Below are 11,269 nucleotides of genomic sequence, written 5' to 3'. Positions count from 1 at the left end.
CGACGCCCGCGGGCGCCGGATCGACGCTGCCGGTGGTCTCGGGCGCGCCCAGCAGCGCGCCGCTGGCGTCGTGGGGCTCGGCCTCCGCCGTCTGGGCGGACGCGACGCCGGCCGCGCAGGCGGCGGCGAAGGTCAGGGCCAGAAAGAGGCTGCGGTCGGACAAGGCCGGTCTCCTCGCGTCAGGCCGGCATGGGCCGGCTCAGGCGCGAGGATCGGCGAACAGGGTAAACAAAGTCGGAAGGCGCCGCCTAAAACAGCCCTTAACCCGAAGGCGCGAGGGAAAGTGATCAATAATATGATGATTTATATATCAAAATAATTCTTCTTCATTTGACGGTGAAGCATCCGTCGCTTAAAAAAGACACATCCTTCTTGAACGGGAATAAGTCGCCCTCATCCATTATAGCGAGGACTTTTCTATGCTCGTTTCTGACGACGGTCTGCTGCTCGGGGAAAAATCCGTTTCGGAGGCGAAAATAGGTCATGGCTACCCAGCCATTTTGGGCTCCAACAAGATACAAGGAATTATCCGTAAAATAACACAGCTTCTCTCCGACTTCGTACTGCTGCCTCATGCAGGAGGCCGAACGGCAGACCGACGTCTCACCGATGTAAAGGACAGCAGCAACGATCGCAGAGGCGACAAGGAACCCGTTCAGGAGATTGGAGGTGAGCGTCCATCTGCCGCGCAATGCTGAACGCTCACGTTCCTATGACGTCGTCGCTCACCCGCCGGTGGCGAAATGGGCCTGCAGGCGGGTGCGGATCTTTTCGGCGATCTGGGTCGCGGCGCGGTCTTCGGCGTCGCGCTGGGCGCGGATGTTGGCGAAGCGCTGCAGCGTGAAGGCGTAGGACACGGTCGCGAACTCCTGACCGGTCAGGATCGTGTCCAGCTTGCCGTAGGGCTTCAGCTCGTAGTTCACCAGCAGCGACACCGTGCGGGTCTCGGGCTGGCCAGTGTAGGGGTCGACGATCGGCGACTGGCCGCGCTGCACCACGCCCATGTCGAGCCGGTAGGACGGCCCCTGCAGCGCGCCGCCGCCCCGGAGCAGGAAGATCAGCTCGTTGCGCAGCTTGCCGCCGATCCGGCCCTCGATGGGCTTGATCTCGACCGAGGCCAGATTGGCCGCGACCGGACCGCCCCCGCCGCCGTGGGACGGCGAGCCGAGGTCGCCATAGGCCGGGCGGAAGCAGCCCGCCAGCGCGAGCGAAAGCCCGGCCGCGAGGCCGAACCGGACAAGGACACGGCGCGCGGGCCGGAACTGCGCATCAGACGACGACATTCACGATCCTCTGCGGCACCACGATGATCTTGCGGATCGGCTTGTCGCCGATCGCCTTCCGGATGACGTCGAGCTCGCGCACGACGGCTTCGATCGCCTTGGCGTCGGCGTCCCGCGCCACGGTGATCTCGTCCCGCTTCTTGCCGTTCACCTGCACCGGCAGGGTCACGACGTCGGAGGCGAGCAGCGCGGGGTCGGCCTTGGGCCACGGCGTCTCGGCGACCAGAATGGCATGACCGAGCGCGGACCACGACTCCTCCGCCAGATGCGGCATGAAGGGCGCGATGATCTGCGTCAGGATCTCCGCCGCCTCGCGCAGGGCGAAGGCCATGTCCGGCGCGGGCGCGGCCTCCGCGGCCAGCGCCGAACCGAGCGCGTTGGCGAGCTCGTAGGCCGCGGCGACGCAGCGGTTGAAGCGCAGCTTCTCGATGTCCTCGTCCACCCGGGCGAGCGCGCCGTGGGCGGCGCGGCGCAGGGCCTCCGCCGCGGGACCGAAGGCGTCGGGGCTCACGGCTCCCGCCGGCGCGCCACGGGCGGCGGCCTCGTTCACCAGGCGCCACACGCGCTGCACGAAGCGGCCCGCGCCCTCGACGCCGGCCTCGGTCCAGATCACGTCGCGCTCGGGCGGGCTGTCGGACAGCATGAACCAGCGGGCGGTGTCGGCGCCGTAGGAGCCCAGGATGTCGTCGGGATCGACGACGTTCTTCTTGGACTTCGACATCTTTTCGATCGGGCCGATGGTGACCGGCGCGCCGTCGCTCAGCCGCGTCGCGGCGCGCGTCCCGCCCTCGCCGGCGATCGCGATCTCCGCCGGCGCGACCCAGCGGCCGTCGGCGTCCTTGTAGGTCTCGTGCACCACCATGCCTTGCGTGAACAGGCCGGCGAAGGGCTCGTCCACGCTCACATGGCCCGTGGCCTTCATGGCGCGGGTGAAGAAGCGGGCGTAGAGCAGGTGCAGGATCGCGTGCTCGATGCCGCCGATGTACTGGTCCACCGGCAGCCAGCGGTCGGCCCGGGCCTTCACGGTCGGCGTGTTGGCCTGCGGGTCGATGAAGCGGGCGTAGTACCAGGACGAGTCCACGAAGGTGTCCATGGTGTCGGTCTCGCGCCGCGCCGGGGCGCCGCAGGCGGGGCAGGGCACGTCGCGCCAGGCCGTGTGACGGTCGAGCGGATTGCCCGGCTGGTCGAAGCTCACGTCGTCCGGCAGGCGCACGGGCAGCTGGTCGTCCGGCACGGGGACTACGCCGCAGGCGTCGCAATGGACGATCGGGATCGGGCAGCCCCAGTAGCGCTGGCGGGACAGGCCCCAGTCGCGCAGACGCCAGTTCACCTTGCGCTGGCCGACCGGGCGGCCATGAAGCTCGGTCGCCTCGAGGCGCGTCGCCACCTCCTGGAACGCCTCCGCCGGGCTCAGGCCGTCGAGGAAGCGGGAGTTGATCATCACGCCGTCGCCGTCATAGGCGACGGTCCCGACCGTGAAGGCGGCCGGGTCCGCGTCCGCGGGCGCCACCACCGGCGTCACGGCCAGATCGTACTTGCGGGCGAAGTCCAGGTCGCGCTGGTCGTGGGCCGGGCAGCCGAAGATCGCGCCGGTGCCGTAGTCCAGCAGCACGAAGTTCGCCACATAGACCGGCAGCTCCCAGGCGGGATCGAACGGGTGGCGGGCCTTCAGGCCGGTGTCGTAGCCCTTCTTCTCGGCGGTCTCGAGCGCGGCGAGGCTGGTGCCGGCGCGACGGCACTCCTCGATGAAGGCGGCGAGCGCCGGGTCGGTCTCAGCCCTGGCGCGGGCGAGCGGATGGTCGGCGGAGATCGCCACGAAGCTCGCGCCGAACAGCGTGTCCGGCCGGGTGGTGTAGACCTCGACCTCGGACGCCGGCGCGCCGTCGTTCAGCGCGAACCGCGCCAGCAGCCCTTCCGAGCGGCCGATCCAGTTCTTCTGCATCACCCGCACCTTCTCCGGCCAGCGGGTCAGGCCGTCGAGGGCGTTCAGCAGGTCCTCGGAGAAGTCGGTGATCTTGAGGAACCACTGGGTCAGCTCGCGCTGCTCCACCAGCGCGCCCGAGCGCCAGCCGCGGCCGTCCACCACCTGCTCGTTGGCGAGCACGGTGTTGTCCACCGGGTCCCAGTTCACCTTGGACTTGCGGCGGTAGGCGAGGCCCGCCTTCAGGAAGTCCAGGAACAGCTTCTGCTGCTGGGCGTAGTATTCGGGATCGCAGGTGGCGATCTCCCGGCTCCAGTCCAGCGACAGGCCGATGGACTTCAGCTGGGTCCGCATGGCGGCGATGTTGTCGTAGGTCCAGGCTTTGGGGTGGATCTTCTTCTCGATCGCGGCGTTCTCGGCGGGCAGGCCGAAGGCGTCCCAGCCCATGGGGTGCATCACCGCGAAGCCCTTGGCGCGCTTGTGCCGCGCCACCACGTCGCCCATGGCGTAGTTGCGCACATGGCCCATGTGGATGCGCCCCGACGGATAGGGGAACATCTCGAGCACGTAGTAGTTCGGACGCGGGTCGTCCGCCTCGGTGCGGAACAGCTTGCGCTCGTCCCAGATCCGCTGCCAGCGAGGCTCGGCCTCTCGCGCGTCGTAGCGCTCGGTCGTCATGGAGATGTGCACGCCAGAAAGAAGGGTAAGGACAGGGCGCGGGCCCGAACGGGCCGCGCGACGCGCGCGGACATTCGCCCGAACCGCGCGGGGGGTCAACCGAAGCGGGGTGTTCGGCTTCGGGTCATGACGCGGATGTCGACGACGTCCGGCCGGCCGTCATGCCCGAGCGTGGCTCGGGCATGACGTGGCGCGTGAGCGCGTCAGGCGAGGAAGGTGTTCTTCAGCACGCCCACGCCGTCGATGATGACCTCGACGACGTTCTCCGGGTCCTTCATGGCGCCGACGCCGGTGGAGGTGCCGCAGGCGATCAGGTCGCCCGGCTCCAGCGTCATGTCGTGGGACAGGCGCGAGACCAGATCCGCCGGCAGGAAGAACATGTCGCTCACCGGGTAGTTCTGGCGCTCGGAGCCGTTCAGCACCGTGCGGATGGTGAGCGTCGCCGGGTCGAGCCCGGTGGCGACCGCCGGCCCGAAGGCGCCGAAGCCGTCGAAGCTCTTCGAGCGCGCCCACTGGGCGAAGGACGGATCCTTGTCGATCAGCTCGCCCGCGGTGATGTCGTTGACGCAGGTGTAGCCGAAGATGCCGGCCTCGGCCTCCTCGACGCTCGCGTCCTTCAGCCGCTTGCCGATGACGATGCCGAGCTCGCCCTCGAAGGCGACGCGCCCGGCGTAGGACTTCGGCCGCGTCACCACCGCGTCGGGGCCGACCACGGAGGACGGCGCCTTGAGCAGGTAGAGCGGCTCCTCCGGCGGGGTCTGCTTCAGCTTCTCGGCGAGACCCTTCAGGTTCTTCCAGAGCGCTATGATCTTGGACGGCGCGGTCGGCGCCAGCAGCTCGGTCCCGGCGAGGGGGAGGGTCTCGCCGGTCGGCTGCGGACGGTCGAACATGTCGCCCGAATGGACCGCGATCGCGTCGCCCTCGAGACGGCCGAAACCGACCGTCCCGTCGCGGGTGAAGCGGACCCAGAGTTCCTTGGGCGCGTCAGCCATTGGCGACCTTCGGCTCCGGCTGGGTCTCGACCACGGCTTCGGGGAAGGTCGGGTAGACGCCGAGCGAGCGGCCCATCTGCTGGGTCAGGCCGAGCACGGTGTCGATGAAGGGCGTCTCCACCTTGGCGAGGCGGCCCATCTCCTGCACGGCGGTCAGCAGGGCGTCGAGCTCGATCGCCTTGCCGGCCTCCACGTCCTGCAGCATCGAAGTGCGGTGCGCGCCGACGCGGGCGGCGCCGTTGATGCGGCGCTCCACGTCCACCTTGAAGGTGGCGCCGAAGGTCTCTCCGATCTGCTGGGCCTCCAGCATCATCTTCTTGGCGAGCGGGCGGGTGGCCGGATCGGTCGCCACGATGTCGAGGGTGGCGCGGGTGATGGCCGAGATCGGGTTGAAGCAGAGATTGCCCCAGAGCTTCAGCCAGATGTCGTCGCGGATGTCGTCATAGACGCGGGCCTTGAGGCCGGACGCGTTGATGGCGTCCGCGAGCTTGGTCAGGCGCTCGGTCTTCTGGCGGTTGGGCTCGCCCAGGCCGAAGGTGTCGCCGTAGATGTGCTTGATGACGCCCGGCTCGGTGATCTCGGTGGCCGGATAGACCGTGCCGCCGATGACGCGCTCGGGGCCGATCGCCTTCCACTGGCGGTCGCCCGGATCGACGCTCTGAAGGCGCAGGTCGGCGTGCTCGCCCTCGAGGCCGTGGAAGTACCACCACGGCACGCCGTTCTGCATGGTGACGACCGCGGTGTGGTCGCCGAGCAGCGGGGCCATGTCCTCGGCGGACTCCCACGCCTGATGCGCCTTGAGGCCGTTGATCACGTAGTCCTGGGGCCCGAGCTCGGCGGCGTGCTTGGTCGCCGGCATCTCCGCGTGCAGCTCCTGACCGTCGATCAGCAGCGTGAGGCCGCGCTGCTTGATCGCCTCGAGGTGGGGACCGCGCGCGATCAGGGACACGTCCACGCCCGAGCGTTTCAGCATGACGGCCAGATAGCCGCCGATCGCGCCGGCCCCGTAGATGCAGATCTTCATCGCCTCAGTCCCCTTTCCTTCACGTTTCGGGGCGCGGCTGTCGGCGGGCCGACGGCTGCGCTTTCGGATCGAAACGAAGGCCGGCGCTGGTCCGCGCCGGCCTTCGGCAGATGTTCCTCGCGCGTTCCGGCGGCCGCCGGAACGCCTGAAAAGTCAGTGCGCCCGGGCCAGCGCGTCCGCGATCGTCCGGCCGACCAGATCGGCGCTCGGAGCGACGCGCACCCCGGCCTTCTCCAGCGCCCGCGTCTTGGCGGCGGCGGCCGCGGCACCGTTCAGCGCCAGCGCGCCCGCGTGGCCCATGCGGCGCTCGGCGGGCGCGTGGGCGCCCACGATCAGCGCCACGATCGGCTTCGAGGGCTTGGCGCCGGTCACGAACTCCGCGACCTCCTGCTCCTCCGCCCCGCCGATCTCGCCGATCAGCACCACGCCGCGCGTGTCGGGGTCCGCCAGAAACAGCTCCAGACATTCGCGCATGGACAGTCCATGCACCGGATCGCCGCCCACGCCAACCGTGGTGGATTGTCCGAGCCCCGCCGCGGTGATCTGGGCCACCACCTCGGAGGTGAGCGAGGCGGAGCGCGACGCGACGCCGACCACGCCCGGACGCTCGCTTCCCGTCGCCATCACCCCGAGCTTCGACAGGCCCGGCGCCAGCACGCCCTGGCTGTTGGCGCCGACGAGCGTGGTGCGCGAGCCCTTCAGCGCCTCCCGCACCCGCAGCATGTCGAGCGCCGGCACCCGCTCGGTCACGGTGACGACCAGCGGAATCTCGGCCTCGATCGCCTCCAGCATGGCGGCGGCGGCGGAGGCCGGCGGCACGAACACGATGCTGGCGTCCGCGCCGGTGGCGTCCTTCGCCCCCCGGACGTTGTCGAACACCGGCAGGTTCAGATGGGAGCGGCCGCCCTTGCCCGGACGCACGCCGGCGACCACGCGGGAGCCGTACTCCATCATCTGGGTGGTGTGGTGGGTGCCGGCCCAGCCGGTCATGCCCTGGACGACGATGCGCGTGTCCGCGTTCAGCAGGATCGCCATGGCTCAGGCCCTCCCGGCCGCGACGGCGACCGCCCGGCGCGCGGCGGAGCCCATGTCGGGCTCCTCCATCACCGCGCAGCCGAAATTGGCGAAGCGGGAGCGGGCGAACTCCGCGTTCAGGCCCGCGAGACGCGCCACCACCGGCAGCTTGCGGCCCGAGCGCCGGAGCGCGACGCCGAGCCCCTCCGCGATGGTGTCGCAGGACTGCATGCCGCCGCCGTGGACGTTCACCAGCAGCGTGCGGATCTTCGGATTGTCCAGCAGCAGCGCGAAGCCGTGGGCGATGTCGAGGCTGGTGGCGGTGGTGCGGATGTCCATGAAATTGGCAGGCCGGCCGCCGGCGGCCGTCACCATGTCGAGGGTCGCGAGACCGAGCCCCGCGCCGTTCGACACCAGGCCGATGTCGCCGTCGAGCTGGACGAAGTTGAGCTGGTCCCGGTGGGCGGACAGCCGCTCCCGGTCGCTCTCGTCCTCGTCGCGCAGGGAGGCGAGGTCGCCGTGCCGGAACAGGGCGTTGTCGTCCAGCGTCATCTTGACGTCGAGCGCGAGCACGTCGCCTTCGGCGGTCACGGCGAGCGGATTGATCTCGATCAGGCTGGCGTCGAGCTCGATGAAGGCGCGGCGCAGGCCCTGCGCCAGCGCGGCGACCTTGCGGGCGGCCTCGCCCTCCAGCCCCACGCGGCCGAGCAGCGCCACGATCTCCGCCTCGTCCGGCTCGGTCGTGACCGGCAGCGTCAGCCGCTCCCGCGCCAGCGTTCCGGCCCGCTCGCGCTCCTCGATGTCCTCGCCGCCGGGGGAGGCGGCCAGCAGGGTGAGGGCGTTCAGCGTCGGATCGATCAGCAGCGCCAGATAGAGCGTGCGCTCGGCCCGCACCCCTTCCTCCACATAGACGCGGCGCACGGTGAGGCCGCGGCCGTCGGTCTGGGCGGTGGCGAGCTTCTGGCCGAGCAGGGCCTCGGCGGCGGAACGCACCATGGAGGGCCCGTGCGCCATGCGCACGCCCCCGGCCGCGCCCCGGGCGCCGGCGAGAATCTGGGCCTTGACCGCCAGCGGCGACATGCCGAGGTCCCGCGCCACGCTCTCGGCCTCGGCCGGCGTCATCGCCACGGCGCCGCGCGGCGCGGTCAGACCGTAGTCCGCCAGCAGCCGTTTCGCCTGAAATTCATGCAGTCTCATGCCCGAGACCCTTTCGACGTTTCCCTCAGGCGGCCCGCTCCTGTCATGCCGCATTGGTATAAGCGATGCCACCACTTCGCTATTGGCACAAAGATGCACGGAAGGCCGTGCGCGCGCCCGCGGCAGCCTTCGATTGACACGGCGGACGCCGCGCCCCAAACGTCCCCGCGACCTTACAGGACGACGTCTTCCGGAGCCCCACGCCATGACCCACGCCGACATCGCCGCCGTCATCGAGGACGCCTGGGAGAAGCGCGCCGAGATCGGCGTCTCCACCACCGGCCGGGTGCGCGAGGCGGTGGATCAGGCGCTGTCCGCGCTCGACGCCGGCGCCCTCCGGGTGGCGACGCCCGAGGACGGCCGCTGGACCGTGCACCAGTGGGTGAAGAAGGCGGTGCTGCTGTCGTTCCGACTGAACGACATGGCGCGCATCTCCGGCGGCCCCGACGGCGCGTCGTGGTGGGACAAGGTGCCCTCCAAGTTCGACGCCTGGGGCGACGAGCAGTTCAAGGCCGCCGGCTTCCGCGCCGTGCCGGGCTCGATCGTGCGCCGCTCCGCCTATGTGGCGCCGGGCGTGGTGCTGATGCCGTCCTTCGTGAACCTCGGCGCCTATGTGGACACCGGCACCATGGTCGACACCTGGGTGACGGTCGGCTCCTGCGCCCAGATCGGCAAGAACGTGCACCTGTCCGGCGGCGTCGGCATCGGCGGCGTGCTGGAGCCGCTGCAGGCCGGCCCGGTCATCATCGAGGACGACTGCTTCATCGGCGCGCGCTCCGAGGTCGTGGAAGGCGTGATCGTGCGCAAGGGCGCGGTGCTCTCCATGGGCGTGTTCATCTCCGCCACCACCAAGATCATCGACCGCGCCACCGGCGAGGTGTTCGTGGGAGAGGTGCCTGAATACTCCGTCGTGGTGCCGGGCTCCCTGCCGGGCAAGCCGCTGCCGGACGGAACGCCGGGCCCGTCGCTCTACTGCGCCGTGATCGTGAAGCGCGTCGACGCCCAGACCCGCGCCAAGACCGCCATCAACGAGCTGCTGAGGGACTGAGGCCCGAGGGCCCCCTCACCCGGCCCTGCGGGCCGACCTCTCCCCGCCGGGGAGAGGTTAAGATGCGGCGCCGTTCTTCACCTCTCCCCAGCGGGGAGAGGTCGACATCGCGAAGCGATGGCGGGTGAGGGGGCGCTTCCCGGGAGACAGCGCGATGACCATCAACCCCAAGGACCCCGTCGCCGTCGCGCAGGCGCTGATCCGCTGCGAGAGCGTGACGCCGGAGGAGGGCGGGGCGCAGACGCTGCTGGAGGGCCTGCTGGCGCCGCTGGGCTTCACGGTCGCGCGGCCGACCTTCTCGGAGCCCGGCACGCCGGACGTCGCCAATCTTTACGCCCGGCGCGGGGAGGGCGCGGCCTTCGTCTTCGCCGGCCACACCGACGTGGTGCCGCCGGGCGACGCGGGGCGCTGGCGTGAGGGGCCGTTCTCCGGCGCGATCGTCGACGGCGAGCTCTACGGCCGGGGCGCCGTGGACATGAAGGGCGCCATCGCCTGCATGGTGGCGGCCGCCGCCCGGCGCCCGGACGCCGCGCCGGTCGCCTTCCTGATCACCGGCGACGAGGAAGGCCCCTCCATCAACGGCACCGACAAGCTGCTGGAATGGGCGGAGGCCCGGGGCGAGCGCTTCTCCGCCTGCCTTCTGGGCGAGCCCACCAATCCGGACGCGCTCGGCGACGTGGCCAAGATCGGCCGCCGGGGCAGCCTGTCCGCGGTGGTGACGCTGAGGGGCGTGCAGGGCCACGTCGCCTATCCCCACCTCGCCGACAACCCGCTGCGCCGCCTCGGACCCGCGCTCGCGGCGCTGACGGGCGAGCCCTTGGACGCGGGCACGGACCATTTCCAGCCGTCCAATCTCGAGGTGGTGAGCGTCGACACCGGCAACCCGGCCTTCAACGTCATCCCGGCCGAGGCGAGCCTGCGCTTCAACGTGCGCTTCAACGACCGGCACACGCCGGACAGCCTGAAGAGCCTGCTGACGGAGCGGCTCGCCCGCGCCCTCGGCGCGGACGCCTTCGCGATCGATTTCCAGCCCCGGCCGGGCGAGGCCTTCCTCACCGCGCCGGGCGCCTTCGTGGATCTCATCTCGGACGCGGTGGAGGCGGAAACCGGGCGCCGGCCGGCGCTGACCACCGGCGGCGGCACCTCGGACGCGCGCTTCATCAAGTCCTACTGCCCGGTGGTGGAGTTCGGGCTGGTCGGCCAGACCATGCACCAGGTGGACGAGCGGGTCGCCGTCGCCGATCTGGAGACCCTGACCCGCATCTACGAGCGCGCGCTGGTCGCCGCCTGCGGCGGCTGACGCCGCCTCACCCGACGCGGACGATCTCCACCTCGCCGCCGGCCACCGTCGCCGCGTCGCCGGCCCGCTTGCCGATCAGCGCGCGGGCGAGCGGCGACACGTAGGACACCGACCCCTTCGCCGGATCGGCCTCGTCCTCGCCCACGATGCGGAAGGTCTGGCGGCGGCCGTCCTCCCGGTCGAAGGTCACGGTGGAGCCGAAGGACGTCACCTCCGGGTCCTGCGCCGGCTCCACCAGTTCGGCGGTGGCGCGCCGGGCCGCGTAATAGCGCAGGTCGCGGGTGGCGCGGGCCATGGCGGTGCGGTCGGTCTGGATGTCTCCGGAGGCCTGCGCCGCCGCATAGGCCGCGCGCGCGGCCGTGAGCGCCTCGTCCAGCGCCGCGAGCCCCTCCTTCGTCACCAGATTGGGATGGGGGGAGATCGGACGGTCGGGCAGATCCGCGGCGGTGGCTTCGATGTCCTGCTCGCGGGTGAAGGCGACGCTCATGATGCTGGTGTCTTGGCTTTCGGGGAGGTGACGGAAGGACCGAGGATCGCATGTTCGCGGGCGATCCGGAACGTCGCGCGCCAAGGCTAACGCTTCCTCAACGCGGCGGCCGCCATGCTGGCCCGGCGCGCCCATGCCGGGCGCCGGTCGGGAGAGTCGCGACGTGCCCCTCATCGCCATCCTCGCAAGCGTCGGCCTCGTCGCGGCCGTCGCCGTCATCGGCGCGCTGCTCCGGCGCGCCCGCGCCCATGAGGACGAGATGGAGCGGCTGCGCGACGCGCTGTGGCGCGCGACCGAACAGGAGGAGCGCGTCCGCGCCGACGGG

At 70.7% G+C, this 11,269-nt stretch carries 10 protein-coding genes; 3 read left to right on the top strand and 7 right to left on the bottom strand.

Annotated elements, in window-relative coordinates:
- The first annotated feature begins 419 nt into the window (after positions 1-419).
- Entirely contained in the window at positions 420-698 is a 279-nt protein-coding gene (locus tag ACFQ4O_RS11045) for a hypothetical protein (protein ID WP_378775749.1), read from the top strand.
- Positions 699-725: 27 nt separating this feature from the next.
- On the opposite strand, the gene lptE is transcribed toward ACFQ4O_RS11045, so the two are convergent.
- The 6 genes from lptE to sucC all read right to left on the bottom strand — a co-directional run bounded on the left by lptE (position 726) and on the right by sucC (position 8,109).
- Positions 726-1,283 carry an LPS assembly lipoprotein LptE gene (lptE, locus tag ACFQ4O_RS11040; protein WP_378775748.1) on the bottom strand — a complete coding sequence of 186 codons (558 nt, stop codon included), beginning with the start codon at positions 1,281-1,283 and terminating at the stop codon, positions 726-728.
- The gene (gene leuS, locus ACFQ4O_RS11035; protein ID WP_378775747.1) at positions 1,270-3,882 is read right to left on the bottom strand and encodes a leucine--tRNA ligase; all 2,613 of its coding nucleotides are present in this window, start codon (positions 3,880-3,882) and stop codon (positions 1,270-1,272) included. Before leuS ends, lptE begins: the two co-directional genes overlap by 14 nt.
- 203 nt (positions 3,883-4,085) lie before the next feature.
- On the bottom strand, positions 4,086-4,874 hold the full coding sequence (locus ACFQ4O_RS11030) for a fumarylacetoacetate hydrolase family protein (RefSeq protein ID WP_378775746.1): 789 nt from the start codon (positions 4,872-4,874) through the stop codon (positions 4,086-4,088).
- Complete coding sequence (locus ACFQ4O_RS11025) at positions 4,867-5,898, bottom strand: 2-dehydropantoate 2-reductase (protein WP_378775745.1); 1,032 nt, start codon at positions 5,896-5,898, stop codon at positions 4,867-4,869. The genes ACFQ4O_RS11030 and ACFQ4O_RS11025 overlap by 8 nt, the downstream gene beginning before the upstream one ends.
- Positions 5,899-6,051: 153 nt before the next feature.
- Complete coding sequence (gene sucD / locus ACFQ4O_RS11020; RefSeq protein ID WP_378775744.1) at positions 6,052-6,933, bottom strand: succinate--CoA ligase subunit alpha; 882 nt, start codon at positions 6,931-6,933, stop codon at positions 6,052-6,054.
- Positions 6,934-6,936: 3 nt separating this feature from the next.
- Entirely contained in the window at positions 6,937-8,109 is a 1,173-nt protein-coding gene (sucC, locus tag ACFQ4O_RS11015; protein ID WP_378775743.1) for an ADP-forming succinate--CoA ligase subunit beta, read from the bottom strand.
- A gap of 205 nt (positions 8,110-8,314) precedes the next feature.
- Here sucC and dapD point away from each other — a divergent pair, with 205 nt between their 5' ends.
- Positions 8,315-9,157, top strand: a complete 843-nt coding sequence (gene dapD / locus ACFQ4O_RS11010; protein WP_378775742.1) for a 2,3,4,5-tetrahydropyridine-2,6-dicarboxylate N-succinyltransferase — start codon at positions 8,315-8,317, stop codon at positions 9,155-9,157.
- Positions 9,158-9,311: 154 nt separating this feature from the next.
- Positions 9,312-10,457, top strand: coding sequence for a succinyl-diaminopimelate desuccinylase (gene dapE / locus ACFQ4O_RS11005; protein ID WP_378775741.1), 1,146 nt, complete (start codon positions 9,312-9,314; stop codon positions 10,455-10,457).
- A 7-nt stretch (positions 10,458-10,464) separates the two neighbouring features.
- Here dapE and greA read toward each other — a convergent pair whose 3' ends face one another.
- Complete coding sequence (gene greA / locus ACFQ4O_RS11000; RefSeq protein WP_378775740.1) at positions 10,465-10,944, bottom strand: transcription elongation factor GreA; 480 nt, start codon at positions 10,942-10,944, stop codon at positions 10,465-10,467.
- Positions 10,945-11,269 lie beyond the last annotated feature (325 nt).

The sequence above is a fragment of the Methylopila musalis genome (assembly GCF_042679725.1).
GTDB lineage: Bacteria > Pseudomonadota > Alphaproteobacteria > Rhizobiales > Methylopilaceae > Methylopila > Methylopila musalis.
The sequence above is the reverse complement of the archived record's forward strand: the minus strand, read 5'-3'. Positions and strand labels throughout refer to the sequence as shown.